This is a genomic window from Kordiimonas lipolytica, assembly GCF_001550065.1.
This window is the reverse complement of sequence record NZ_LRUB01000002.1, coordinates 149,611-175,760: the sequence shown is the minus strand read 5'-3', so window position 1 is coordinate 175,760 and position 26,150 is coordinate 149,611. Positions and strand designations below refer to the sequence as shown.

Annotated in this window: 29 protein-coding genes and 1 other RNA gene; 12 read left to right on the top strand and 18 right to left on the bottom strand. The window is 57.1% G+C overall.

The window, feature by feature from the left end:
- The first annotated feature begins 74 nt into the window (after positions 1-74).
- Both dapD and dapE read left to right on the top strand, forming a co-directional pair.
- Complete coding sequence (gene dapD, locus KORM41_RS00920; protein WP_068143434.1) at positions 75-914, top strand: 2,3,4,5-tetrahydropyridine-2,6-dicarboxylate N-succinyltransferase; 840 nt, start codon at positions 75-77, stop codon at positions 912-914.
- A gap of 3 nt (positions 915-917) precedes the next feature.
- Positions 918-2,057: a succinyl-diaminopimelate desuccinylase gene (dapE, locus tag KORM41_RS00915; protein ID WP_068143433.1), complete on the top strand. Its 1,140-nt coding sequence runs from the start codon at positions 918-920 to the stop codon at positions 2,055-2,057.
- A gap of 255 nt (positions 2,058-2,312) precedes the next feature.
- Here the strand turns inward: dapE and KORM41_RS00910 are convergent, their stop codons facing one another.
- The 10 genes from KORM41_RS00910 to ffs form a co-directional block, all read right to left on the bottom strand.
- A complete protein-coding gene (locus KORM41_RS00910; RefSeq protein WP_068143431.1) occupies positions 2,313-2,705 on the bottom strand; it encodes a GFA family protein in 393 nt (130 codons plus the stop codon).
- Positions 2,705-3,310: a recombination mediator RecR gene (gene recR, locus KORM41_RS00905; RefSeq protein WP_068143430.1), complete on the bottom strand. Its 606-nt coding sequence runs from the start codon at positions 3,308-3,310 to the stop codon at positions 2,705-2,707. Before recR ends, KORM41_RS00910 begins: the two co-directional genes overlap by 1 nt.
- On the bottom strand, positions 3,311-3,592 hold the full coding sequence (locus KORM41_RS00900) for a GIY-YIG nuclease family protein (protein WP_068143428.1): 282 nt from the start codon (positions 3,590-3,592) through the stop codon (positions 3,311-3,313).
- On the bottom strand, positions 3,573-4,022 hold the full coding sequence (locus tag KORM41_RS00895; RefSeq protein ID WP_068143425.1) for a hypothetical protein: 450 nt from the start codon (positions 4,020-4,022) through the stop codon (positions 3,573-3,575). The genes KORM41_RS00900 and KORM41_RS00895 overlap by 20 nt, the downstream gene beginning before the upstream one ends.
- Positions 4,012-4,665: a DUF5671 domain-containing protein gene (locus KORM41_RS00890; RefSeq protein ID WP_068143422.1), complete on the bottom strand. Its 654-nt coding sequence runs from the start codon at positions 4,663-4,665 to the stop codon at positions 4,012-4,014. Before KORM41_RS00890 ends, KORM41_RS00895 begins: the two co-directional genes overlap by 11 nt.
- Positions 4,666-4,804: 139 nt before the next feature.
- Entirely contained in the window at positions 4,805-5,407 is a 603-nt protein-coding gene (locus tag KORM41_RS00885; protein WP_068143420.1) for a hypothetical protein, read from the bottom strand.
- The gene (locus tag KORM41_RS00880; RefSeq protein WP_082719643.1) at positions 5,404-6,123 is read right to left on the bottom strand and encodes a CatB-related O-acetyltransferase; all 720 of its coding nucleotides are present in this window, start codon (positions 6,121-6,123) and stop codon (positions 5,404-5,406) included. Before KORM41_RS00880 ends, KORM41_RS00885 begins: the two co-directional genes overlap by 4 nt.
- Before the next feature lie 17 nt (positions 6,124-6,140).
- Entirely contained in the window at positions 6,141-6,464 is a 324-nt protein-coding gene (locus tag KORM41_RS00875; protein ID WP_068143416.1) for a YbaB/EbfC family nucleoid-associated protein, read from the bottom strand.
- 122 nt (positions 6,465-6,586) lie between these two features.
- Positions 6,587-8,377, bottom strand: coding sequence for a DNA polymerase III subunit gamma/tau (locus KORM41_RS00870; protein ID WP_068143414.1), 1,791 nt, complete (start codon positions 8,375-8,377; stop codon positions 6,587-6,589).
- Positions 8,378-8,512: 135 nt separating this feature from the next.
- Positions 8,513-8,609: signal recognition particle sRNA small type (gene ffs / locus KORM41_RS00865), an RNA gene on the bottom strand.
- Positions 8,610-8,694: 85 nt separating this feature from the next.
- Here ffs and nudC point away from each other — a divergent pair.
- The gene (gene nudC / locus KORM41_RS00860) at positions 8,695-9,672 is read left to right on the top strand and encodes an NAD(+) diphosphatase (RefSeq protein WP_068143412.1); all 978 of its coding nucleotides are present in this window, start codon (positions 8,695-8,697) and stop codon (positions 9,670-9,672) included.
- A gap of 49 nt (positions 9,673-9,721) precedes the next feature.
- Positions 9,722-10,162: a PAS domain-containing protein gene (locus KORM41_RS00855; RefSeq protein WP_068143410.1), complete on the top strand. Its 441-nt coding sequence runs from the start codon at positions 9,722-9,724 to the stop codon at positions 10,160-10,162.
- A 43-nt stretch (positions 10,163-10,205) separates the two neighbouring features.
- Here KORM41_RS00855 and KORM41_RS00850 read toward each other — a convergent pair whose 3' ends face one another.
- Genes KORM41_RS00850 through cobB form a run of 3 tightly spaced genes read right to left on the bottom strand, consistent with a single transcriptional unit; the run spans position 10,206 to position 11,644 of the window.
- Positions 10,206-10,619, bottom strand: coding sequence for a cupin domain-containing protein (locus KORM41_RS00850; protein ID WP_068143408.1), 414 nt, complete (start codon positions 10,617-10,619; stop codon positions 10,206-10,208).
- A 10-nt stretch (positions 10,620-10,629) separates the two neighbouring features.
- Entirely contained in the window at positions 10,630-10,929 is a 300-nt protein-coding gene (locus tag KORM41_RS00845; protein WP_068143405.1) for a 4a-hydroxytetrahydrobiopterin dehydratase, read from the bottom strand.
- Between the two features lies 1 nt (position 10,930).
- The gene (gene cobB, locus KORM41_RS00840) at positions 10,931-11,644 is read right to left on the bottom strand and encodes a Sir2 family NAD+-dependent deacetylase (protein ID WP_068143403.1); all 714 of its coding nucleotides are present in this window, start codon (positions 11,642-11,644) and stop codon (positions 10,931-10,933) included.
- 82 nt (positions 11,645-11,726) lie between these two features.
- On the opposite strand from cobB, the gene KORM41_RS00835 reads away from it, so the two are divergent.
- Together KORM41_RS00835 and KORM41_RS00830 are read left to right on the top strand one after the other, a co-directional pair.
- Positions 11,727-12,200, top strand: a complete 474-nt coding sequence (locus KORM41_RS00835; protein ID WP_068143402.1) for a low molecular weight protein-tyrosine-phosphatase — start codon at positions 11,727-11,729, stop codon at positions 12,198-12,200.
- 7 nt (positions 12,201-12,207) lie between these two features.
- Complete coding sequence (locus KORM41_RS00830; protein ID WP_082719641.1) at positions 12,208-13,080, top strand: fructosamine kinase family protein; 873 nt, start codon at positions 12,208-12,210, stop codon at positions 13,078-13,080.
- Here KORM41_RS00830 and KORM41_RS00825 read toward each other — a convergent pair.
- Positions 13,077-14,633: an alkaline phosphatase D family protein gene (locus tag KORM41_RS00825; RefSeq protein ID WP_068143399.1), complete on the bottom strand. Its 1,557-nt coding sequence runs from the start codon at positions 14,631-14,633 to the stop codon at positions 13,077-13,079. The two genes, KORM41_RS00830 and KORM41_RS00825, sit on opposite strands and share 4 nt — an antisense overlap.
- 182 nt (positions 14,634-14,815) lie before the next feature.
- Here KORM41_RS00825 and KORM41_RS00820 point away from each other — a divergent pair, with 182 nt between their 5' ends.
- Positions 14,816-15,700 (top strand): alpha/beta fold hydrolase, encoded by an 885-nt coding sequence (locus KORM41_RS00820; protein ID WP_068143397.1) that lies wholly within the window; start codon positions 14,816-14,818, stop codon positions 15,698-15,700.
- On the opposite strand, the gene thpR is transcribed toward KORM41_RS00820, so the two are convergent.
- Positions 15,669-16,271: an RNA 2',3'-cyclic phosphodiesterase gene (gene thpR, locus KORM41_RS00815; RefSeq protein WP_068143395.1), complete on the bottom strand. Its 603-nt coding sequence runs from the start codon at positions 16,269-16,271 to the stop codon at positions 15,669-15,671. The genes KORM41_RS00820 and thpR overlap by 32 nt on opposite strands.
- A 68-nt stretch (positions 16,272-16,339) precedes the next feature.
- Positions 16,340-17,017 (bottom strand): arylesterase, encoded by a 678-nt coding sequence (locus tag KORM41_RS00810; protein WP_082719640.1) that lies wholly within the window; start codon positions 17,015-17,017, stop codon positions 16,340-16,342.
- A gap of 74 nt (positions 17,018-17,091) precedes the next feature.
- Between KORM41_RS00810 and KORM41_RS00805 the strand changes: the two genes are divergently transcribed.
- From KORM41_RS00805 to KORM41_RS00785, 5 genes are all read left to right on the top strand, one after another.
- Positions 17,092-17,832 (top strand): ABC transporter ATP-binding protein, encoded by a 741-nt coding sequence (locus KORM41_RS00805; RefSeq protein WP_068143393.1) that lies wholly within the window; start codon positions 17,092-17,094, stop codon positions 17,830-17,832.
- Positions 17,829-20,363, top strand: coding sequence for an ABC transporter permease (locus KORM41_RS00800; RefSeq protein ID WP_068143391.1), 2,535 nt, complete (start codon positions 17,829-17,831; stop codon positions 20,361-20,363). Before KORM41_RS00805 ends, KORM41_RS00800 begins: the two co-directional genes overlap by 4 nt.
- A 139-nt stretch (positions 20,364-20,502) precedes the next feature.
- Entirely contained in the window at positions 20,503-21,231 is a 729-nt protein-coding gene (locus tag KORM41_RS00795) for a Bax inhibitor-1/YccA family protein (protein WP_068143388.1), read from the top strand.
- Positions 21,232-21,385: 154 nt separating this feature from the next.
- On the top strand, positions 21,386-22,471 hold the full coding sequence (locus KORM41_RS00790; protein ID WP_068143385.1) for a DUF547 domain-containing protein: 1,086 nt from the start codon (positions 21,386-21,388) through the stop codon (positions 22,469-22,471).
- Between the two features lie 182 nt (positions 22,472-22,653).
- Positions 22,654-23,838, top strand: coding sequence for a DUF547 domain-containing protein (locus KORM41_RS00785; protein WP_068143383.1), 1,185 nt, complete (start codon positions 22,654-22,656; stop codon positions 23,836-23,838).
- Positions 23,839-23,841: 3 nt separating this feature from the next.
- On the opposite strand, the gene KORM41_RS00780 is transcribed toward KORM41_RS00785, so the two are convergent.
- Both KORM41_RS00780 and bioB read right to left on the bottom strand, forming a co-directional pair.
- Positions 23,842-25,104, bottom strand: coding sequence for an adenosylmethionine--8-amino-7-oxononanoate transaminase (locus tag KORM41_RS00780; protein WP_068143381.1), 1,263 nt, complete (start codon positions 25,102-25,104; stop codon positions 23,842-23,844).
- Between the two features lies 1 nt (position 25,105).
- On the bottom strand, positions 25,106-26,086 hold the full coding sequence (gene bioB, locus KORM41_RS00775; protein ID WP_068143379.1) for a biotin synthase BioB: 981 nt from the start codon (positions 26,084-26,086) through the stop codon (positions 25,106-25,108).
- Positions 26,087-26,150 lie beyond the last annotated feature (64 nt).

The following is a 26,150-nucleotide window of genomic DNA, read 5'->3' as shown; positions in this document are numbered from 1 at the left end:
ATTGACTTGAGGGGCGCGGACGCTATTGTTCTTGCGATTTTTGTGAACGACCTTAAGCCCAAGGAACCGCACCCATGAGCCAACTGGAAACCATCATCAACGACGCGTTCGACAATCGCGACCAGGCCTCTGCCGCAACCACCGGCGAAATCCGCGACGCTGTCGAAGCCGCGCTGAACCTGCTCGACAGTGGCGAAGCCCGCGTGGCCAGCAAGGAAAGTGGCGAATGGGTGGTGAACCAGTGGCTGAAGAAAGCCGTGCTGCTGTCGTTCCGCCTCAATGACATGGAAACCATCGCCGGCGGCCCGGGTGAAAATACCAACTGGTGGGACAAGGTGCCCTCCAAGTTCGAAGGCTGGGGTGAAAACCGCTTCCGCGACGCAGGCTTCCGCGCCGTGCCGGGCGCCATCGTGCGCCGCTCTGCCTTTATCGGCAAGGGTGCAGTACTAATGCCGTCGTTCGTGAACCTGGGCGCCTATGTGGACGAAGGCACCATGGTTGACACCTGGGCCACCGTGGGCAGCTGTGCCCAGATTGGCAAGAATGTGCATATCTCAGGCGGCGCAGGTATTGGCGGCGTGCTGGAGCCCCTGCAGGCAGGCCCGGTGATTATCGAAGACAACTGTTTCATCGGCGCGCGCTCCGAAGTGGCGGAAGGTGTGGTTATTGAGGAAGGCGCTGTCCTTTCCATGGGCGTGTTCATCGGCGCATCCACCAAGATTGTTGACCGCAACACCGGCGAAGTGTTCATGGGCCGCGTTCCGGCCTATAGTGTTGTGGTGCCTGGCACGCTGCCGGGCAAACCGCTTCCAGACGGCACACCGGGCCCCAATCTGGCCTGCGCCGTAATCGTGAAACGGGTGGATGAGCGCACGCGATCCAAAACCTCGGTGAACGAGTTGTTGAGAGACTAACCCATGGCAGGCCTTGACCCCATTACCCTCAGCCAGGAACTGATCCGCCTTGAAAGCGTGACCCCAGACAAGGGCGACGCGCTGGATCTGCTTGCAAGCTACCTGACCGAGATGGGCTTCAAGTGCGAAAAACTGGTGTTCGAGGAAGAAGGCTATGCCCCTGTCCCGAACCTCTATGCCCGGCTAGGGAGTGAGGCCCCGAACTTCTGCTTTGCCGGTCACACAGATGTGGTTCCCGTGGGTGCGAAGGACCATTGGTCAGTTGACCCCTTCACTGCTGAAGTGCGCGACGGCCAGCTATATGGCCGCGGCGCCTCTGACATGAAATCCGCCATCGCCGCCTTCGTGGTTGCGGTTGAGCGCCGCCTTGCCAAGGGAACGCCGAAAGGCTCGATCTCGCTTCTGATCACAGGCGATGAGGAAGGCGACGCGGTCAATGGCACCAAAAAGGTGCTGGACTGGATGCGCGAGCGCAACGAGCAGATAGACATGTGCCTGGTGGGCGAGCCCACCAACCCGACGGAGATGGGCCAGATGATCAAGATAGGCCGCCGCGGCAGCCTGCACGGCATCGTGACGGTCAAGGGCACGCAGGGCCATGTGGCCTACCCGCATGTGGCCAAGAACCCGATCCCGGATATGGTCAAGCTGCTGGCCACGCTGGATGGCCCACTTGATGACGGGAACGACCGCTTTCAGCCCTCTAACCTTGAGATCGTGAATGTTCACGTGGGCAACGAAAGCCACAATGTGATCCCCGCCGAGGCCAAGGCGCGCTTCAACGTGCGTTTCAATAATGAATTCACCCCCGAAGCCCTGCGCGCGGAACTAACCCGCCGCATGGATGGCGCGGGTGTGGATTATGAGATCGACTGGTGGCTCAGTGGCGACAGCTTCCTGACACCCGCGGGGCCGCTTTCGGACGCCGTGCAGGAAGCCGCAAGCGCCCGGCTTGGTGTAACGCCCGAGCTATCGACCACCGGCGGCACATCGGACGCCCGCTTCATCAAGGACATGTGCCCTGTGGTGGAATTCGGCCTTGTCGGTGCCACCATGCACAAGATCGACGAGCATGTGGCCGTAGCCGACATCGAAGCGCTGACCGACATCTATGAAGACGTGATCAACCGCCTGCTGGGCTAAAACCCCACCTAAATTCTTTCTAGTTTTGATGCTCGCACTGGAAGAGTATTTTCAATCTCAAGCGGATGAGAATATTCCCGAGTGACGATGGTTGGCCGCCCAACTCGGCCTTCCGATTTGCGATGATAGGTGGGGATATTCCCCTTAGAGAGACGTTTCACACTCCCGAGCCCCTGGCTGACGCCTGGGCTCCCCTCGGGGTCTGTTGCCAAAGCGCGCAGGCCCCGACCCTCTTTTTGGGGGATTTGCTGTACCTTAAGCGCCTTCGGAGCGCAGGCCAGCAATATTGGCTTCCCAGTTAGCGCCGTCAAAATCAGCGACATCAATGTCCGTAACCGTCGTTTTGTCGATACAGTTGAGGTTGACCGACCAGCCGTCCGGATGGCTGCGGGGCACGTAAAAGCTTTTGACACCGCAGGTTTTGCAAAAGAGGTGCTGCGCAGTGCCTGTATTGAAACGGTAGTCAGTCAGGTTGTCCGCGCCTGATGTGATGCGGAATTCGTCCTTTGTTGCAAACACATGGATGAAGCCTGTCATGCTGCAGATGCTGCAGTTGCAGCGCTTTCCCTTGAGTGTTGCCGGGGCTGTCAGTTCAAACGTCACTGCGCCGCAGTGGCAGCCGCCCTTGTGCTTCACATGGTCTGTCATCAGCTTATACTCCCTCGGGCACGCAGCGCTGCCGCCAGCGTACCATCATCCAGATAATCCAACTCGCCGCCCACGGGCACGCCGTGCGCCAGCGCCGTAACCTTTACCCCGCTACCCGACAGCCGCTCCGCCAGATAGTGGCTGGTGGTCTGCCCGTCTACTGTGGCGTTAAGCGCCAGGATCACCTCCTGCACTTCGCCTGTTTGAACGCGGTCAATCAGTGGGGTGATATTCAACTCGTCTGGGCCCACACCATCGAGTGCCGAAAGTGTGCCGCCCAAAACATGATAAAGCCCCTTGAAGGTCTCGGACCGGTCAAGCGCCCAAAGGTCGGCGACATCCTCAACCACGCACACCAGGCTGCGGTCACGCCGCGTGTCTTCACACACATGGCAGGGATTGTGGGTATCGATATTGCCGCAGGTATCGCAGATGACAATCTTGTCCGCCACCATGTGAAGGGCGTCCGCGAGCGGCTTCATCACGGTGTCGCGTTTCTTGAGAAGCTGCAGCGTGGACCGCCGTGCAGACCGTGGCCCAAGACCGGGCAGCCTGGCCAGGAGCTGGATAAGCGTATCAATTTCACTGCCGTGGGAACGGGGCATCTATTGGCCTTTCAAAAACTCTTCCACCAGCTTTTTGCGGAATTTCCGGTCGCGTTTCAAGTGCCATTCCCGGCTCATGGCCTCGCCGCGTGTTTTAAACTCTTCTGTATGCAAAACCACCCACTCTCGCCCGCGGGTGGATTTGGCACCGGTGCCCGCGTTGTGGGACGCAAGCCGCGCCTCCACATCCCTGGTCCAGCCCACATAGGTGCGAGCCTTGCCGTCCTTCACGCTCCCGAGGACATAAACGAAGCAGGGATACTCAAAGCCCGCGCAGGTCATTCTGGCTATCAATATCGATTTTGAAGCAATAGTCACCGGCAGGGTGCCGCCAGTCCACGTCATATATCAATCCATACATTGGCCGGTCGCCTTCAAGGGTGGACAAAGAAAATGTAGCGCAAAGCTCAAACGAAGTCTCGCCGATAGAATGATACTGATAGCTTCTCCCCGAAACAGGATCGGCAGACAGCTTGACGCGGTCATCTCGTTCCTTCAGGGCAACCAAAGTTTCCGGCAAGGCCTTTTCGCCCCGATAAAAAACACGCACCGATTGGGCAAGCTGCTGCAAGTGCTGCACCCGCTTTTGATCCATTTTCACCAGCTTCATTTCAGAAGGCGAGCGCACCAGCACGGTGCCAACAATGACCAACAAAAGGGTCAGGGCTGCTGCAATGCCCAGGAACAGTTTAGCGGACGAACTAGGCTGCATCACCAGCCTCCGCATCTTCAACCGCCTTGATTGACCGAAAATAGTAGAGAAGAACACCACCGGACACGCCAGCAACCACAGCCACCTTCAACAAAAACCGCATCGTCGCGGCGCCGTCCAGAAAGTGGTAAATAAGGGCTACCAGATCACCAAGCGCCGTCATCCCGGCCAGAAACAAGGTCAGATAGGTCAGCCACTGTCGGCCGCTGGACATGGGGCAATTAGGGTCCTGCTTTGTGCGCTGCTCTGCTTTCCATGCAGCGATGAGGTAAGCTGGAACGAAAACAATCGACCAAGCGACCCAGTAGCGAATATTGCCTTCGATATAATCGGCATTCATGGAATTGGACGCATCTGGAATAGTGAAATCAAGGATATTGAAGAACAGGAAAATGATGCCCCAGCTCGCCAGATAAAGGGCGCAGAAATGGAACAGGTAGAAAACTGTGTCCCGCGCGGCCAGTGAATAATGCTTGCTTGGAACGGGAACCGGAAAATCCATCGGGGCGAAAGCGGCCAGGGCCTTTTTGATCTCGCCTTTGTCCCAGCCTGCAGCTTCAAGGGCAGTCGCTATATCCTCGCGGCCTTGGCCTTTCCCGAGCGCCTTTTCGACAAATTGCAGAAGATTTTGATTGGTTGCCATGTCATTCCCCCATCACTGACAATCACGCTGTCGCTAACGATAGGGGGAAAAAGCCGGCTTTTTCAAGGCAACAAATTACGGGCCTTGCCGTCTTTCACACTACCAAGAATGTAAGTGAAGCTTTTGTCCGCCATGACACCTACCGGGTTGCAACAATGCTATAATGGATTACCGCATCGTAACTTGCCGCCTCAAACCCCGGATGGTGCTGTTTTAGATAGCCCTTTATTTGCTCGGCAGCAACAAGTTCACTACGGCAGGCCTCTCCAATCCAAGTGACCTTGGCCATCAGTGCGTTAGCGAGTATAAGCGCATTTGCGATGGACTCCTTGCTGGCATCCGGATAGACCTCAAAGAAATCTGACGCTTGGAGTTCTCGGGCGGCATAATCATGCCTGTCTGCCTCAACATTGGCCATCAGGATACCATCTTGCGGTGTCAATAGCGCAATCTGGCTTTTTAAAGTCTCGGGCAAGGAAGTCGACGATTTGGCTTCAAACGGATCCAGAATCCAAGCGCGCTGGCGGACTTTTTTTTCAGCCTTTCCCAAAGCCAAAAGTTTCTGACGGTCTTGATCTTGTCTGATAGCCCACAAAACTGCTGGTATCTTCGCGAGCAGATAGCCCGCAACAAAGACGATCACTAATATTGTGAAATGCTGCTCGATCAGATGTGTAAACACATGTTCCTCTATAACGGCATCTTGAAGCTGGTCAGTAGGTGAAGCATCTCGCTGGATCATGACACAACGTGAAGATTTTCACCTTTGGTATATACGCGAAACCAAACCTGCTCCAATAGCTCAAGCTCGGCTGCCTGCTTCAACTTTTCAATCGTTTCCAGAGCCTCAGCTGGATTTTCGAAATCTATCTGCTCGCGTTTGCCAGCGCTAAAGACGTCATATTCCCACCACTTGCTTTCAAGCAGCGGCTCAATCAACTCTTCATCCACCCGGTATTTGATCACTCGCGCTGGATTTCCGCCAACTATGGCATAAGGGGGAACATCTTTGGTCACCACAGACCCTGCAGCGACGATGGCGCCTGTGCCAATTTTAATCCCGCCAGGGACCAACACATGTGCACCAATCCATACATCGTCCCCGATGAAGGTATCTTCCGGCTTGCTGTCGAAATCATTACTCTCTTGAGACAATTTCGGTGAGATTTTTTCCGGCGCGTAAGTAGCTGCGGACGTCGTCAGCCAGCCCACAGGATGACGAGACATCCCGATTTCCACTTGGTGCCCGATAGAGCAATAACGCCCCATTCGTACCCTGACCACTACTGCCTGCGGGCTTATTGAACTGAATTTACCGATCTGAACCGACTGGATACGGCGTGCGTTCCAAATACGGGCTTCAGGCTCAAACTTGAGAGGCCCCGTCAGACGAAACCCCGAAGACCGCAACTGATATCGCTCTTCAAGTGTCTTGGCGGCCGTTGTGCTAATTTGCATCGGGTAACATCCAACTTTCAGAAAGGCATCTTGAAACCGGGTGGCAGGTCCAGGCCGCCGGTGAGGTCTTTCATCTTCTCTGCCGCTGCGTCAGCCACTTTGGTTTTGGCCTGGTTGTGCGCTGCGACAATCAGGTCCTCGACCACTTCCTTGTCTTCACTTGAGAAGATCGACGGGTCGAGCGACACGGATTTCATATCGCCCTTGCCCGTCAGCACCACTTTCACCATGCCGGCGCCCGCCGTGCCTTCGACCTCAACATGGTCAAGTTCGGCCTGCATGTCGCCCATCCGGGCCTGCATTTCCTGGGCTTTCTTTAGCATTTCGGAAAGATTTTTCATTGTTGTTTGCTCCTTGCGGCTGGCGCGACATCCCCAACCGTGTCCTGTTCTCGTCGCTTATCTTGCGGCCCGCCCTTCATCAACGGCGGAGCCTTGTACTCGTCGCTATCATCTATAGTGCGCTAAAAATCGAATTCGCTGGCGTCGTCATCGAAACTGATGCCTTCCATCGCGTCATCCGCCAGATCGGCTTCAAGCTCTTCTTCAGTGCGGCTGTCGCGCACGGCCAACAATTCGGCGTCTGGGAAGGTCGACAACAGCGCCTTCACTATCGGCTCCGCCATGGCTTCGTCACGACGCTTCTTGTCGCGGCGGATTTCCTTGGTGCGGATCGTGTCGTCACCTTCCACCTCTTTGGTGATGGTGATCTGCCAATCAACGCCGGTCCAGGCCTTCAGGCACTGTTTGGTACGCATGATAAAATCAGGCGGTGTCTGGCGCGTGGTGTTGAAGCTGACCCGACCAGGCTTATAGTCCACCAGCCGCACATGGTCCTTCAGCACGACCGCAAGCGTGGGTTCGCGCTCGGCTTCAAAAAGCGCCACCAGCTTCTCGAAATCAACCGGCATCGGATGCATTGGGTGGTCGCCCGACTGGTCCTGCCTCAGCGCCACAACCTGCGCGCTCTGCATATTGGCCGTTGGGCCGCCCTGCGCGCCGGCCTGGACCTGCTGGCCGCCAATGGCGGTCACGTTGCCTGCTCCTGGTCCGCCACCACCGGCAGGTGCAGCGCCACCAGCCGCGGGCGTACCGCCACCGTTCTGCAATTGCTTCACCAGGTCGGCCGGGGCCGGAAGGTTGGCAGCATAGGCCAGTCGAATGAGAACCATCTCAGCCGCCGCAATCGGGCTTGGGGCAACCTTCACCTCGCCCACACCCTTCAAGAGCATCTGCCACGCGCGGGTCAGGTGCGGCATGCCAAGCGTTTCAGCCATGGCGCCACCCTGTTTTCGTTCCGCTTCCGAAACAAGAGTATCTGTGCCGGTATCCGGCGTCACCTTGAGGCGGGTCAGCCAGTGGGTAACTTCCAGAAGGTCATTCAGCACAACAGCCGGGTCAGCGCCGGAGTCATACTGGGACCTAAGCGTGGTAAGGGCTTCCTTGATCTCGCCTTTCATCACCTGCTCAAACAGGTCCAGCACCTGGGCGCGGTCCGCGAGGCCAAGCATATCGCGGACTTGGCTTTCCGACACCTCACCACCGCCGTGGGCGATGGCTTGGTCCAGAAGCGACAGGCTGTCACGCACCGAGCCTTCGGCGGCTCGCGCAATAAGCTTCAGCGCGCCCTCGTCTGCCTTCGCGCCTTCCTTTTCCACAAGCTTCGCCAGATGCGCGATCAGCGTTTCGGCTTCCACCCGCTTCAGGTCAAAGCGCTGACAGCGGGAAAGAACCGTCACAGGCAGCTTGCGGATCTCCGTGGTGGCGAAGATGAACTTCACATGCTCAGGCGGTTCTTCAAGCGTCTTAAGAAGTGCGTTGAAGGCGTTTTTCGACAGCATGTGCACTTCGTCGATGATGTAAATCTTGTAGCGCGCGGACACCGGCGCATAGCGCACGCTTTCGATAATCTCGCGGATATCGTCCACGCCTGTACGCGACGCGGCATCCATCTCGAGCACGTCAACGTGGCGCGATTCGGCAATGGACTTACAGTTTTCGCATTTGCCGCATGGGTTGATGGTGGGGCCGTCGTGGGCTGTACAGTTGAGCGCCTTGGCGATGATCCGCGCCGTGGTGGTTTTACCCACACCGCGAACGCCCGTCAGCACGAAAGCGTGCGCCAGGCGGCCTGTATCGATGGCGTTCGAAAGCGTCCGCACCATGGCTTCCTGCCCAATCAGGCTGTCGAAATCCGACGGCCGGTATTTACGGGCCAGAACCTGATATTCAGTCTTTGGTGCGCTATCGCTCATAAAGCCTCATCCCTGTAATACTGAGGGCATATGACTAGCAGGTCTGGAAGCGGGGGAAAAGGCTTTAGCATGGGTGTTGCAGGCAAAAAAAATGAACCCGCAAATTCCTTGCGCGTTCATCTTGATCCCCTGAAAGGGTGGGAGGGCCAATGCGACCCATGCCTAACTCGTTACGGCTGCTTCCTTTCGGACCTGACCGGGTTGGCGAGCGGAATGTCCGCCGGCTCTCCCGGGGGTGTATATGGCGATTCTTGAAGTGACTTGCAAGAGTAATGTGTCCGCCCTAGGTAATGGGTTGTCTAATTTGGGAGCTTTTTATGGCGCTTTCGCCCGTACCGACCGCTTTTTCCGGCAATCCGCTTGACCGTGCCGAGCACATGAGGGAAGACCCGGAAATATTCGGCACCTGCATGGACCGGGACGATGCCCGAGTCGTGCTGTTCGCCGCGGAAGGTGCGCGGGATGAGGACAGTAGCAGCTTCCTGCCGCGCAATGACTATTGGATTTTGACAGAACCGGCCGGCGACATCGCCTGGCAAAAACCCTCTGCGATCCGCCTGCTGCCCGCACAGAACACCATCTTTCTTGGCCTTACCGCTGAGGGTGCGCCCCGTTATGCCATCCTGCTTGATGGCACAACTGATGATTTCACCCCATTTTTCGAGCCACAGGGCGCCAAGTTTCGTGATGGCCGCAATGTCGCTCACAAACTGACCGATCCGGTGGGTGAACCACATCCTTCGCTGGGGATCGTCGCGCAGGCCAAGAGCATGCTGATGTGGCATGAAAGCCACCGTTTCTGCGCCAAATGCGGCGTGGAAAGCGAATTGATCAAAGCGGGCTACGAACGTGAATGCCCGGCTTGTCACGCCCATCATTTTCCGCGCACGGACCCCGTGGTGATCATGCTGGTGCGGCGCGGCGACATGGCACTTGTGGGGCGTGGCAAAGGCTGGCCCGAAGGCAATTTTTCTGCGCTCGCGGGTTTCATGGAGCCGGGCGAAAGTATGGAAGAAGCCGTTGCGCGGGAAGTTTTTGAGGAAGTCGGCCTGAAGACTGTGAGCGTGCGCTATGTCACCAGCCAGCCATGGCCCTGGCCATCGACCCTGATGATCGGTGTGGAAGCCTGGGTGGAAGAAGGCGAAATCAGCCTTCAAGAGGCTGAGATCGCCGAAGCGCTCTGGATTTCTAAAGACGATGTCCGTGCAAGCCAGAAAGGTGAAAGCGCCTACCGATTGGTACCGCCACCCTTTGCAATTGCGCATAACCTTGTTAAAGCGTGGCTGGAAGAGTAACGTCAGCCATGGGTGGCTGACCCGATTTTAGCAAAGCTGGACCTCTGTGATGGATCTTTCCCGCATACAAAATCTATTGCTGGACTATTGGAAAGACTGGCACGCCAACCATGGCGGCTTGCCCGCGCGCAGAGATCTGGACGTGCGCACTGTCGGCAAATATCTGCCGCATGTTGTCATCTTTGACATCCTTGATGACCCGCTCGACTTTCATTATCGCCTTGTGGGCACCGAAGTTCGCGCCCATACGCACGGCGACTATACAGGCATGAAACTGAGCGAGATGGAAGGCAAGGGCCCCGGCAGCAAGATTTGGGAATTTCTGGACACCGTGCGCACCAGCAAGGAACCGCTTTTCCGCGAAGTGCCCTATGTCGGGCCGCAAAAGGCCTTCCTGCGCTCCACGCTTCTTTTCCTGCCACTTGCGAACGACCACCAGACACCGGACAAAATTTTGCTGGTGAGCAACTTCATTTCCAAGACTGCCTGACCACCCAAGGGGGTGAAGCTCGGCCAGCCCCGGGTCCCAGCCGCTATTGCGGTCGTTCGTCTTCGCGCATGTTCGTGTTAGGCACACCTTTGGACCCGGCGTAAAACACCAGGACTTCCAGGTCCGCATTACCTGTATTGCAGCCCTCATGCGCGACATGCTGCGCTTCGATCAGCATATCGCCGGCCTTGAACAGCTTCACCTCACCCGTGGCGTAAGTGACGGTCAGCTCCCCTGATTTCACCAGCCCGAAGGTGGGCACCGGGTGGCTATGCCAGCCGTTGCATTCCCCGGGCTTCTGCACCACGTCAACACCTGTGATCTCTGCCTGCCCTTCCGGGTAACCGATCTTGTTCCCCAGAACGTCTTCTGTGCCCTTCAGCTTCACATCCGCCCCCGCTATTGCAGGTCCAGCAACAAACATGCTGACCGCAAGGGCCATTGCCGTGGTTTTCATGGCAGTCTCCTTAAGCGGCGAAACCATCCATCGCGGTCGCCATCTGGAAATCAAGGGTTGTGACACCGTCGGCGTCGTGCGTGGTCATCTTCACCTCAACCCGGTTATAGACATTGAACCATTCAGGGTGATGGTCCATTTTTTCGGCCAGAAGAGCAGCACGATTCATGAAGCCCCAGGCTTCGGAAAAATCGGCAAACTGAAAAGTCTTCTTGATGGCTTTCTCATCCGCATCATAGACCCAGCCGGAAACTGTAGCCAGGGCTGCATCGCGTTCGGCGTCTGTCATCTTTGTTGGTCTGTCACTCATTTTACTGTCCCTTCTTCAATAACTCATCCACCAGGGGCGGCATCAGTTCGCCTGCCATGCCGTGGCGGCATTCTTCAAAATAGCTGACGCCCGCGCTGGGCTCCAGGTTGACTTCAATTGTATGTGCGTGCCCGATCCGCCGCACCTCTGCCACAAAGCCGGCCGCCGGATAGACATTGCCGCTGGTCCCAACCGATATGAACAGGTCGCAGGCCCTGAGGCGCGTATAAATCAGGTCCATATGGTATGGCATCTCGCCGAACCAGACGATGTCGGGCCGAAGTCCGGGTGCAGCGCCACATGATGGGCAGGGTGTTGCCTGCGTGCAATCGGTCGTCCAATCATGGCGCATGCCGCAGTGCACGCACCTGACCCGGCAGAGTTCGCCGTGCATATGGATCACACCCTCTGCTCCGCCGCGCTCGTGCAGGTTATCGACATTCTGGGTCACCACCGTCACGCGGCCATCCAGCTCCTTTTGGAGACGGGCGATGGCCTTGTGAGCATCATTGGGCTGAACAGTAGGCAGCTGAGCGCGCCTAAGGTTATAGAAGCGCTGCACCAGCTTGGGGTCACGCGCGAAGGCTTCAGGTGTGGCCACATCTTCCACCCGGTGTTCTTCCCACAGCCCGTCATTGTCGCGAAAGGTGCGCACGCCGGATTCGGCGGAAACACCCGCCCCGGTCAGTATGACGATGTCCCTGTATGGCCCCATGCGCTCTTTCTCTCCCCGTCAAGATACGCTACTGGTTAACAAGGGATACTTATAGGCAAAAGCGGCGCGGGAGCAAATCCAGATGGTGAAAGTTTTGTTTGTTTGCATGGGGAACATCTGCCGGTCCCCGATGGCGGAAGGTGCGTTCCGTGCTGCCGTCGACAAAGCGGGGCTTTCAGACCGCATCACAATCGACAGCGCCGGCACCATCAGCTATCACGCTGGCAACCCGCCCGACCGTCGCGCCCAGGCCACCGCGAAAAAGAACGGCATCGATATTTCCGGCCAGCGGGCACGACAGGTGCGCGACGACGACTTCCACACCTTCGACCATATCCTGGTGATGGACCACGACAACCTGCAGAACCTGATGGACCGCGCAGCACCTGAACACCAGGGCCGGATCGAGCTGTTCATGAGCTACGCGCCCGACCACCCTTATGAAGAAATGCCAGACCCATACTATGGTGAAGTGAACCAGTTCGACCTGTGCTTTGAGGCAGCAGCGGAAGCTGCCGCGGGCCTTCTTGAAGCCATCAAAGCGCGACACCTTTAGACGCGCCATGGCTTCCCCGCTCGCACAGAAACTCGCGAAAGCACTTGGTAGCCCCGTGACGGCCTCAAAACCCATGCGCGGCGGCGACATCGCCGATGTCTCCTGCCTGACACTGGGGGACGGACGCAAGGTAGTGGCCAAGCGCCCACGCGCCGATCAGGGTGACACCACCAAGCTTGAAGCCATGATGCTGAAGCATCTTCGGGCCGCGAGCGATCTGCCGGTACCGGACGTGTTGTTCCAGGAAGCCGGCATATTGGTGATCAGCCATATAGACCACAAGGGCATCATTGACCCGCGCGCGGCGGCTGAGGATGTGGCAAAGCACGTGTCGGCACTTCACCGCGTGATAGACACAGGCAAGAAGCCCTATGGCTTCAAGGCGGACACCGTGATCGGCCCCTTGCCGCAGAAGAACACGCTATGCGCAGACTGGATCACTTTTTTCCGTGACAACCGCCTCTTGGCCATGGCGCGGTCATGCCTCAACACCAGCCGCATTGACGCAGCCTTCATGAAAAGGGTTGAGGCGCTGGCCGTCAAACTGCCAGACCTAATCCCTGCCGACCCCGGCGCTAGCCTGCTGCATGGTGACCTGTGGGCCGGGAACATGCTGATTGATGGTGACCGTGCCGCTGGCTTTATCGACCCCGCCATATCCTATGGCCACCGCGAAATGGACCTGGCCTTCATTCAGCTGATGGGCGGAATGGACCCGGCTTTCTTCGATGCTTATCACGCGCATTTCGCCATCGAGCCCGGCTTTATGGAAGAACGCACGGCGCTCTATCAGCTATGGCCGCTTCTGGTCCACGTACGGCTGTTCGGTGGCGGGTACGTTCACCAAACAGCCAACATTCTGGAGCGCTTCGGCGTTTAAGCTTCCTGTGGGCCAGCCACGCCGTCTTCCACCACATATCGCTTGAAACTGCTGGCCTCCAGGTCCGGCTTCAGCACATCGTTAACCACGCGCAAGTCGGCTGTGAATGTGTCCTTTGTCAGGTCGCACAGGGTATAACCACGGTGCCTGCCTTCATAGAGCTTGATATGCGGGTTTTCCGGCAAGGACCTGACGTTTTTCGGCCAATGGCTGTTGCCGCTTGTAATCGAGGTTGCGACAAATTCACTGGCCAGTGTTTTCGATGCCGGGTCGCTGAAGTCCTGCTTCACGTCACACACGTAGGACGCATGCACATCGCCGCCGATAATGATCGGGTTTGAGACGGGCCGTTGTTCGATCAGGTCAAGCACCTTGTCGCGCGAGGCCACATAGCCGTCCCAATATTCGCTGCCAATCAGCTCGCCCTCGCCCAACTGATAGTCATGCTTGGAAAACAGCATGCCCTGGGCCATCACATTCCACTTCGCCCCGGACCGGCCATACCCCCAGCCCAGCCACTTTTCCTGGGCCTCGCCCAGAATAGTGCGATTGGGGTCAAACCGCTCCGCGCAATTCACCTGCTGCCAACCCCCGTCTTCCGGTGTCTGGCACGGCTGGTCTGACCTGTACTGGCGCGTATCCAGCATGCTGATTTCCATCAGGTCACCGAAATTGACCCGCTGATAGAGATGCATATCGGGCCCTGCCGGCGTGGCTGCCCGGCGCAGCGGCAAATGCTCAAAATAGGCTTTATAGGCAGCCGCCCTTCGGATCAGGAAGGTGCGCGGGTCTTCATAAAGCGCATCCTGGTCTGCGGCATAATCATTGGCGACTTCATGATCATCCCATGTCAGCAGCCAGCTTGTATGGGCATGGGCGGCCTGCAGGTCTGTATCAAGCTTATAGGCCGCATGCAGCGCGCGATAGTCATCAAGCGATCGGGCCAGCATCGTCGGCACATGCCGCAATATCGGGTCATAGGAGTGCTCATAGATATAGTCGCCCAGATGCACGATCAGGTCGACATCCTGCGCGATCATATCGCGGTATGCCTTGAAATAACCGACAGTGTAATTCTGGCAGGAGGCAAAAGCAAAACGGTAGCAGTCTGTTGGTGCCATGAAGGCTGGCGTGGTGCGGCCCCGCCCCACCGGGCTGACCTCATCCCCCGCCATGAAGCGGTAAAAGTATGGCCTGCCCGGCTCCAGCCCCGTTACATCCACATGCACCGCGTGCGCATTTTCAGGGTAAGCAATGGCGCTTCCCTGTCGCACCACTTTCCTGAACCGGTCATCCACAGCCACTTCATAGCGCACAGGGACCGGGTCGCCGCCCACAGCCATCGCGTCAAGCGGGTTGGGGGCCAACCGTGTCCAGATCACAAAACCCGTGGGAAGCGGGTCGCCCGATGCCACGCCCAATGTGAAGGGATAGCTGGCAAAACGAGGTTTACCCGTCAACCATGCTGGCGTAGCCAAGAGCGGTTTCGAAAATGCCGCCAAGCCAAGAAGGCTAGCCCCCCGCAAAATCTGACGCCGTGAAAAATTGCCCATGAAAGCCCCCTTCTGGAAAATCTTGTCTGAACAGTCAGGATTACGCGGCGAGTGTCACAGATTTATGACCAAATGGGAAGCAATCGCGTCACGCAAAGTTGAGATGATGTCACTGGCTGCATGGTCCTGACCGCCTATGATTTGAATGGGGCAGGCATAAAGGCATAAAGCGAGGACTACCCATGCGCATACTGGCGATCCTGAAATCAAAGAAATTCTGGTGCTGTCTCCTGGCGCTTCCCTTTCTTCTGGTTGGTTGCGCCTCCGCTTATATCTCCATGCAGCCGCGGTTCGATCATGACGAATTCGCCATGCGCCGGGCTGTTGCCACCAAGGCCGAGGAGCTCTACCAGCTCAGCTATCTTGAGGGCGGAGCCCCTACGGGTCAGCGGGTTATTTTTGTGCATGGCACGCCCGGCGATTCATCAGACTGGTATGACATGCTGAAGAACGCACCCGATGGGTTTCAGTTTATCGCCGTTGATCGGCCCGGCTTTGGCCAGACCCGACCTGACCGTGCCCAGACATCCATCATGGCACAGGCCCAGGCGCTGGGGCCGCTCATTACCATGCCGGAACGCGGCAAGCCCATTCTGGTCGGCCACTCGCTGGGCGGCCCGATTGTGGCTGCAGCGGCCACGCTGTATGGTGACAAGGTTGGCGGTATCATCATCGCAGCGGGTGCACTGGATCCTGACCTTGAAGAAGTCATGTGGATACAGCGACTGGGGGCCGTGCCACCCTTTTCCTGGCTGCTGCAACGGGAACTCAGGAATGCCAATCTTGAGCTGATCGGCCTTGAAGATGAACTACGCGCCCTTGAGCCACGCCTCAAGAACATCCATGTGCCGGTCACCATCGTGCACGGCACGGCAGACGAGCTGGTACCCTATGCCAACACGGATTATATGCTGCGGGAATTTACGGACACGGTGCCAAAGCTGGTTACCCTTGAAGGCACCAACCATTTCCTGCCCTGGAATGCGCGCGGCGCGCTGTTGGACGCCATAACCGACATGGCGTCCAGGCTGCCTGCTACCAGGCTGGTTCCAGTTCAAAGCCGCTGAAGGCAGTGAAATCCTCGTCCTCGGTCTCGCCCTCATAGGCACGGCCAAACCGGCTTTCGACGGTGTAGAAGGACCCCTCGCACGTCAGCTGGCTGGAAAACAGCGTGAAATGATCCACCGTCCACGCGGGTGTCCGCAGGATTTCATGCTCCGTCAGCCAGTCGCCGATGCGAGCCTGCGCCCCCCGGCGAAACCGCGCCAGCGTAACATGCGGCTTGTATTTCCTGCGTTCCACATCCACCCCCACGCTTTCCAGCGCGAAGCAAATCTTCTCATGCAAATGTACAAGTGGCTTTCTGTCAGACACACCGGCCCACAGGTTCTTGGGCTGTTTGGGCTTCCCAAAAAGACCAACGCCCCTGAGGTCGAGCTCAAAGGGCGTCACAATTATCCGGGAAAGCTCGCTTTCGATTTCATGCATTGTTCGCTTGGGAACATCGCCGATAAAAGCAAGGGTTAGATGGAGCTGGTCATCCCGCTGCCAGTGTGCACATTCCACACCGCCGCGCGCCTCATCGAGCGCAGATCGCACATTTTCGGGAATTTCCAGGCCGACAAATAAACGAACCATGGTCGACCTCCCTAAAAGAGTCGTAAGCGACAAGATTTCGTGGGTCACATACCCACGACACACTAACTCTAGCGTAAAATCAGGTCTTTGACTACTGGTCCGATATTATTCACGATAATTTTTACGCCCTCGGCGTTGGGGTGAATTCCGTCAGTCTGGTTAAGCGCCGGATCGGCTGCCACCCCTTCAAGAAAGAAGGGATAAAGCGGCTGGCCGTATTTTTCCGCCGTTGCCTTGTAGGATGGATTGAAGATTTCAGCATAATCCGGGCCCAGGTTTGGCGGCGCCATCATGCCGCCAATCAACACCGGGATACCGCGTTCGGTCAGAAGCCCGACCATGGCATCAATATTGTCGCGAGTGATTTTTGGGTCGATCCCCCGAAGGCCATCATTGCCGCCCAGTGTCAGGATCACGAGATCCGGCCTGCCGCCTTCAAAAGGTGCAAGCCCCCACTCAAGCCGTGACCGGCCGCCCGATGTGGTATCACCAGACACGCCCGCATTCGTCACCTTTACCGGGACATTCATATTGGCATTCAGCCAGTCTTCAAGCTGGTCCGTGAAACCGTCTCCTGCCTCAAGGCCATAGCCTGCGGTCAAGCTGTCGCCAAACGCCAGTATTTCAACCGTATCTGCCGCACTTTCGCCATCCGTCGCGCTTACGGTGCTTCCGGGCGCAAAAGTCGTCCAAATGACCGCAGTAAGCGTATAGAAAAAAAGTTTGAGCGTTTGATTGACCTTCACGAGGCAAACTCCCAGCTTATAGAGACGTTTAAAACCATAATCAGAATATCTGGCAGCGAAGAGAGACAATTACAATGGCTGACACTTCCAGCATCATCAAATTATCCGATGTCACGCTGACGCTCGAGAGCGGCGCGGGCCCTGTGAATATCCTGAAGGGCATCAGTTTCGGCATCGAAAAAGGCGAAACTGTGGGCATTGTTGGCCCATCGGGCAGCGGCAAATCATCGCTGATGAGCCTGATGACCGGCCTGGAGCAGGCAACGACCGGATCAGTAGAAGTTGACGGCCTGACATTCGAGGGCGCAGACGAAGACACGCTTGCCCGCCACCGGCTGAAGGGCGTGGGCATCGTGATGCAAGCCTTCCACCTGATCCCCACCATGACGGCATTGGAAAACGTGGCCGTGCCACTTGAACTTGCGGGCGTCAACGACGCCTTCGACCGCGCGGCCAAGGAACTTGAGGCTGTGGGCCTTGCGCACCGGATGGACCATTACCCGGCGCAGCTTTCGGGCGGCGAACAACAGCGAGTGGCTTTGGCCCGCGCACTGGCCCCTGAGCCCGCAATCCTGTTTGGTGACGAACCCACAGGCAACCTGGACGGCAAGACCGGCCATGCCATCATCAAACTGATCTTCGATCTCGCCGAAGCGCGCGGGTCCACCCTTGTGCTGGTGACCCACGACCCGGAGCTCGCCGACCGCTGCGACCGTGTGATTTCAATGGCCGATGGTAAAGTGGTGGACGATACGGGCAACACCAAGTCCGTCACTGGCGACATGGGCGTTATGGGCAAGGTGTCAAACAAATGATCAGCCGCAACCCCGCCCTGCCAGTGGCGTTAAGGCTGGCGCTTCGGGAACTTCGTGGCGGCCTTTCGGGCTTCCGCATCTTCATGGCCTGCCTGATTTTGGGCGTGACTGCCATCGCCGCCGTCGGCTCGCTCACCCGCGCGATCCAGGAAGGCATGGAGCGCGAAGGACAATCGATCCTTGGCGGCGACATGGAGATCAACATTTTCCAGGCTCAACTGGGGCCTGAAGCCAGAACATGGCTGAATGAACGCGGCACGCTTTCCGATAGCGCGCGCCTTCGCACCATGGCGCGGGTTGACGGCGCGCCCCGGTCCACCCTTGTGGAACTCCGGGCGGTCGATGGCCTATACCCGCTTTATGGGGATTTCGTCACCAAACCAATGCTCGATAACGAAGCGCTGTTTGAAAAGCGCGCGGGTAAATGGGGCGTGGCGATTGACCCGCTGCTGGCTGACCGCCTGGGCGTTGAACCCGGCGACACACTGATCTTCGGCAACGTGAAAGCCGATATCCGCGCGTTCATTGAGAAGGAACCCGACAAGGCCAACATGGGCTTCCAGCTTGGCCCCAGCGTGATGATCCGCCGCGCAGCCCTTGAAGAAACCGGCCTGATCACAACCGGCAGCCTGGTGAACTTCTATTACAAACTTAAAATGCCTGCAGGCACCGATATCAAGGCCGTGCGCGAAGATTTGAAGGAAGCTTTCCCGGACGCCAACTGGCGGGTGCGTGACCGGTCCACGAGTGCGCCGGGACTTCGCCGCTTCATTGACCAGATGGGTATCTTCCTCACGCTCGTCGGCATTTCCGCGCTGGTTGTTGGCGGTGTGGGTGTGGGCAATGCGGTGCGCGGCTATATGGACCGCAAGACCAAGACCATCGCCACCTTCAAGATACTGGGTGCGGACGGCAGCACAGTTTTCAAAACCTATTTCTTCCAGATACTGCTGATTGGCCTGATCGCCATCGCGGTTGGCATGATCGTGGGTTCAATGCTACCGAGCGTGCTGGCGATGTTCCTGCCTGACACGCTCCCGGTCCGCCCCGATGGCGGGGTTTACCCTTTGGCGCTCTTCCTCTCTGCCCTTTATGGCCTGATGATCACCGTCGCCTTCGCGGTTTGGCCGCTTGGCAAAGCGCGGGACCTGCCGCCGGTGCGCCTGTTCCGGGCGCTCGTGGCACCTGAGAGCCGCTGGCCGCGCTTCATCTATGTTGCCACCATCTTCGGTGCCGCCACCGTTGTAGTGCTGCTGGCGGTTGGCATGTCAGACAACCGTATGCTCGCGGCAGGCTTCATGGGCGGCGCTGGGCTGACACTTGGCCTTCTAAGGTTCACCAGTTGGCTGATTGAACGGCTGGCATCCAAGGCGCCGCGGTCACGAAACCCACTGATCCGCATGGCCGTTGCGAACCTGCACCGGCCCGGGGCGGCCACGGGTGCGGTCGTGATCTCGCTCGGGCTTGGCCTGACGCTCTTTTCCACGCTGGCGCTGATTGAAGGCAACTTGTCAGAACGCCTGACTGAACAGGTGCCGGAAGAGGCCCCGGCCTTCTTCCTTCTGGACATTCAGGGCCATCAGCTTGCGGAATTCGAAGCGAAAGCCAAGGGCATCGACGGGGTTGAGGAGCTGGTGAGTGTGCCGAACCTCAGGGGCCGGGTGACCAAACTGAACGGCGTGAACGCGTCTGAAGTTGAAGTGGCCCAGAATGTGCGCTGGATCTTGCGCGGGGACCGCGGCCTTTCCTATATGGAAGAGCTGGGCAACGGCAGCCATCTGGTTGAAGGCGACTGGTGGCCCGCTGGCTATGCAGGTGAACCTGAAGTCAGCCTAGGCAAGGAAGCTGCAGACGGCCTCGGCCTCAAAATAGGCGACACCATCAGCGTTTCTGTGCTGGGGCGTGAGATCACAGCGACAGTCCGGTCGCTCAGGGAGATTGACTGGGGCACCTTCGGCTTCAATTTCGTGATCCTGTTTGACCCGAACACGCTCAAGGCCGCGCCGCACACCTATATGGCAACACTGAAGGCGTCGAACGAAGCGGAAGTGGAAGCCCACAAAGTGCTGACGAACGCTTTCCCCAATGTCACGGCCATCCGCATGAAAGAGGTGCTCTCAAGCGTCAACACCATGATGGACCAGATCGGCACTGCCGTGCGGGCGACAGCCGCTGTTGCCATCATCGCCGGCATTCTGGTGTTGGCGGGCGCGATTGCTGCCGGTTTCCGCCAGCGGGTCTATGAAAGCGTGATCCTGAAGGTGGTGGGCGCCGTCAGGGGCCAGATTCTCAGGGCATACCTGTTGGAATATACCCTTATCGGCCTGATTACAGCCGCCATCGCGCTGGGGCTTGGCAGCCTTACGGGATGGATCGTGGTGGATTTCGTCATGGATATGGAATTCAGCTTCCTGCCCGCGCCGATGATTTTCACCGTGGTCACAAGCCTGTTGGTGACCATTCTGTTCGGTTTGGGCTCTAGCTACAGGGCACTGGGGATCAAGCCGAACGCGGTCCTGCGGACCGAGTGATCAAATGCAGGATTTTCAGTGATAGATAAAGTCTATCGCCTTGGAAATTCTGCGATCAAATTCTTGCGAATACGGTTGCAAGCAAAAGGGCGAATGCCCATATTAGCTGCAACTGACTGTAACCCCATGGGGAGCAACTATCGTGGAACGATACAATACTACTTTCCGGGCTGGCTCTGCCACCCAAACTGCTGAGTTCGATGAAGGCCTGCGCGCCTACATGCTCAAGGTCTATAACTATATGGCGTCCGGCGTTCTGCTGACCGGCATTGTTGCCATGGTTTTTGGCAACATGCTGATGGGCAGCCAGGAGCTGGTTCAAACTGTATACGGCTCGCCGCTTCGTTGGGTTCTGGCGCTCGCGCCGCTAGCCTTCATTATGGTGATGAGCTTCGGTGTTCAAAAAATGAGCTCCGGCACACTGCAGATGGTCTTCTGGGCGTTCGCCACCGTTATGGGCCTGTCGCTGGCGTCGATTTTCCTAGTTTACACCGGTGAGAGTATCGCACGGACTTTCTTCATCACTGCAGCTTCTTTCGGTGCGCTTAGCCTTTACGGCTATACCACGAAGAAAAGCCTGTCCGGCATGGGCACCTTCCTGTTCATGGGCCTGATTGGCCTGATCATCGCAAGCGTTGTGAACATGTTCATGCAGTCTTCGATGATGCAGTTCGTTATTTCTGTTGCAGGCGTACTGATCTTCGCTGGCCTCACTGCCTATGACACGCAGCGCATCAAGCACAGCTACTATATGATGGCCACGGGCGAAGCTGTCGCCAAAGGCGCGATCATGGGTGCTGTAAGCCTGTACCTCGATTTCGTGAACCTGTTCATGTATCTGCTGAGCTTCCTTGGCAATCGCGAATAGGCGAAAAGCTGCATAAGAAACACACAAAGCCCGGCCTCACCGCCGGGCTTTTTCTTTGGCCTGTGCGTGTAGACAGCTCCTCATCGCAATAGTTGTCTTAATAACACTTTAAGGCTAACATCTCTTCAACTCGATACTGGGGGAGAGACTTTGCATGCGACCGCTTTTAGCCATACTGACAATCGCATTATTATTCGCGCACCCTGCACTCGCAGAGGAAAAACTATCCATCAGCTATGCCGACTGGGACATGGTTCTGAAGGAAACTGTGATGGATACAGGGCGGTCTGACCGCAAACCCGCAGCGCGTATTAAAACCGCCCCAGCGTCAAGGCTCACAAAAACCAACCCCAACCCCACCCGACTTGAAGCCAACAGAGTGTTTTTCCATGCACTTGGGGACAGCAACAAAGCCTATGTGGCTGCGATTGTAGACGGTCTGTCCCGCGTGCCAGATGATGTTCCGCTGACCGAATTTTCACCAGATGAGCAGCTCGCCTACTGGCTGAACCTACATAACGCCACGGCCTTCACCCAGATCGCCCAAGTGTATCCCCAATCAAACTTGAAGGGCTTTCACAAAGAAAACTGGACAAGAAAGATACTAACCGTTGCAGGCAAGCGGATGTCGCTCAAGGATATTGAAACCTATGTGGTAAACCACTGGCAGGATCCCCGGGTGCTTTATGGTTTCTACCAGGGCACCATCGGCGGGCCAAACCTGCGACGCGAGGCTTATACCGCGCAAAATGTTTGGGCCAACCTTGAAGATAATGCGCGCGAATTTGTTAACAGCCTGCGCGGCATCCAGTTGTGGGATGAAGGTGCGCGCGTCTCAACGCTTTATGCCAATTATGCCTCCTTATTTCCCGACTTTGACCGGAACCTGAAAGCTCACCTGATGCGCTATACAGACGTTCGCATGACCAGCCTGATTGCCAATCTGAGCACATTCGAGCCTGACATTTCAGACTGGTACATAGCCGATCTCTATAACGGACATCTCGGTCTGACGACCTCCGCCAACACGAACCCGGCAAGAATTGTTTTAGCCACCGCATCAAACCCAAATGCGTCCCCACAAGACATCGCTGCTATAATCCGAAAAACTTCATCATCCGGAAAATACCCCAGGCATGTGCAGGAATTCCTGACAGAGTTGGTTGAGCGGAAGCGACACCTGCGGGAAGCAGAGGTTGGGATTGAAGAGCTCGACCCAGGAGAGATTGCAGATCAATAGCTCATAGCCCGTATTTGGTGTGACACCCGCAGCCTGACCGATTACTACACCGAGCTAAAGTTATAAAAATACTCCGCAAAGCATAGTTTCAGACCAGTCATACTTGTAGACTTGGAATACTGCCCCTATATTTTTCTTATAATTAAAACAACTTCATTGACGCGAGATAGTGGGGAATTTCAATGAACATCATCAAGGGTGCCTGCGCGGCCATCACCGGCGCAATTCTGACCGTAAGCATCTCTGCAACGGCTTCTGAGCCGCTTTTGCCGACAGCCTATAATCCGAATTCACAAACTGCCCTCAAGTATGAGGACATGGACTATCTTCTGGAAAAGACAGTCCTGCCACTGGGACGGTCCGACCATAAGCCAGCCCGGCGCGTTTGGCCGGGCTCTGGCACCGGGACACGTTTCGTGCGCGACAACCCCGAACCTTCGCGCCTTGAGGGCAACCGGATCATGTTCCATGACATCAAGACCAGCGAGCAGGAGTTCGTGGTACGCGAGGTGCGGGACGTGCTCTTGGACCTGCCGGAGAAAATTGACCTCACAAGGTTGAACAAAAACGAGCAACTGGCCTATTGGCTGAACCTGCACAACGCGATTGTCTATGCCAAGATTGCTGACCGCTATCCGGTCACGCTTGTTGACCGCCTGTATGGTGACTGCACAGACCCAGACCATGAAGACCGTTTCTATTGCGACCGCCAATTTGATGTCATGGGCACCATGGTTTCACCTTATGACATCCGCCAGCATGTGCTCGATAACTGGGATGACCCGGTTGTCATTTACGGCTTCTTCCTGGGCTCGGTGGGTTCGCCCAACCTGCGTACCAAAGCTTACACTGGAGAGACCGTCTATGCCGACCTTGAAGACAACGCGCGAGACTTTGTGAACAGCATTCGCGGCACCCGTATCAAGGATGATTATATTCTCCGCGTCTCTACCTATTATCGGGATGTCGCGCAAAAGTTCCCGAATTTCGAACGCGACCTTCTGGCACATATCAACAAATACGCCCGACGTGATTTCGGCTTCCTGCTTGGTCCCGTGACCAGCATCGAGGTGAAGCTGGAGGACTGGCATATCGCCGATCTCTATAATGGCTATCTTAGCGCTGCCAACGGCGGCGCCAACTTCCAGTCAGTTGGTCGAAATGGCCGAAACCTTGATGTCAGCATGTATCCGCCACATGTGCAGCGCCTGTTAGTGGACGTTGTCAGGCGGAACATGAATCGCGCCGGAAATGTCAGCATCCAGCAAGTAAAGCTGGATCCAAAAGCAGCACCTGAAACAGAAATGGATGAGGAAATCGAGGTTGCGCCAACCAAGGCGGAGGATGGCGAACCAGATGGCCGCTAAGCCTTAAACCTCAGACAATACCTTGTAGATTGAGCCGGTGAGCTTCGTTAAGTCCGCCGGCTCAATGATAAGTGGCGGCGTCAGATAGACAATGTCGCGGAAAGGCCTGATCCACACGCCCTCTGCCACAAACTTCGGCTTCAGCGCTTCAATGCCTGACGCGTCTTCAAGCTGCACAACACCGATGGCACCCTTCACCCTCACGCTTTTCACATTGTCCAGAAACCCGCACGGCGCCAGCTCCGCCATCATCTGATGCTGGATAGCTTCTGCCCGCGCGGCGTAATCTTCCCGCTCGAACAGATCAAGCGACGCATTGGCCGCCGCACAGCCAAGCGCATGCGCCATATAGGTGGGCCCGTGCATCAGCGCCTTCATCGGATCGTCGTCATAGAAGGCATCAAATATTGCGTCCCGGGCCACACAGACGCTGAGCGGCGCCACACCCCCAGACAAGGCTTTCGACAGCGTTACCATATCAGGCACGATGTCGGCCTGATCGATGGCGAAGCGGGTGCCTGTGCGGTAAAAGCCTGTGAAAATCTCGTCCACGATCATCAGCACGCCCGCTGCATCGCACGCCATACGGATCCACTTGAGCGTTTCAGGCGTGTGGAACACCATGCCGCCCGCACCCTGCACCAGTGGCTCTGTAATAACCGCGGCCACGTCGGGGGCATTCACCTTGAGGAAGGCGGCGAAGCGTTCGGCATCTTCCGGGGTGCGCGGCAAATCCGTTAGCAGGTTTTCCGCCAGCATGCCTTTGAAGAGGCCGTGCATACCCTCTTCCGGGTCACACACTGCCATGGTGCCAAGCGTGTCACCGTGGTAGGTGCCGCGAAAATGAACAAACTTGGTGCGCTTTTCACCGCGGTTCATGAAATATTGCGCCGCCATCTTCATGGCCACCTCGACCGACACAGAACCGGATTCGGCGATGAATGCACGGTTCAGGTCCCCCGGCAGCATATCGGCCAGCCGCTTCGACAACTTCAGCGCCTGCTCATGCACCAAACCACCAAACATCACGTGCGGCATGGTATCCAGCTGGGCTTTCATGGCTTCAATGATATGCGGGTGGTTATAGCCGTGCGCCGCAGCCCACCAACTGGAGATGCCGTCGATCAGTTGGCGCCCGTCCTCAAGCGTGATCCGCACGCCGTTTGTCGCCTTCACCGGCAGCGGTGGGGTAGCGGTTTTCATTTGGGTATAGGGCAGCCATATATGCCCGATACCCTCGTCAAACCATGTTGGCTGGCCTGTCATCTTATGCCGGGCTGAGGCCGAGCTTTTGGAACAGGGCCATATCCTTGTTGTTTTCCGGGTTCGGCGTGGTCAAAAGCTGCTCGCCATAGAATATGCTGCTGGCGCCCGCGAGGAAACACAGCGCCTGCGCCTCTTCCGTCATTTCCTGACGGCCTGCAGAAAGCCGCACCTCAGATTTCGGCATCATGATGCGCGCGACCGCGATGGTGCGCACGAACTCAAGCGGATCGAGCCGTTCGACATGTTCAAGCGGCGTGCCCGGCACAGCCACCAGCATGTTGATCGGCACACTGTCCGGGTGATGGTCCAGGTTCGCGAGCGTCTGCAACATACCCGCACGGTCTTCAACGCGCTCGCCCATGCCGACGATACCGCCGGAGCAGACATTGATTCCCGCCTCACGGACGCGATTCAGTGTATCGATGCGGTCCTGATAGGTCCGTGTTGTAATGATTTCACCGTAAAATTCCTCGGACGTATCCACATTGTGGTTATAGTAATCGAGGCCCGCGTCCTTCAGCTTTTTTGTGTGGCAATCGGAGAGCATGCCCAGTGTCATGCAGGTTTCCATGCCCAATTCCTTCACGCCTTCGACCATAGCGACAATGGTGTCCATGTCGCGGTCCTTGGGGCTCGTCCATGCCGCCCCCATGCAGTAGCGTGACGCACCACCGGCTTTTGCTTTCTTCGCGGCTTCCACCACGCGCTCGACCTCCATCAGCTTGGTCGCGTCAAGGCCGGTACCGTTCTTGTACTTCGCTGACTGGGAGCAATAGCCGCAATCTTCGGCACAACCGCCCGTCTTGATCGAAATCAGCTGGCTAAGCTGCACCTTGTTGGGGTCATGATAAAGGCGGTGAACACGCCCGGCCTCAAACACCAGATCCATAAACGGCTTTTCAAACAAGGCCATAACCTCTTCCCGTGTCCAGTCATGGCGGATCGGGGCGTCCTGAGTGTCGATTTTAGCTGGGGCGTTCATGCGTTTCTCTCCTTGCCGCACGCCTGTGTGCGGGTGGTCTTTTTGCGGGCGCTAATGTGAAGGG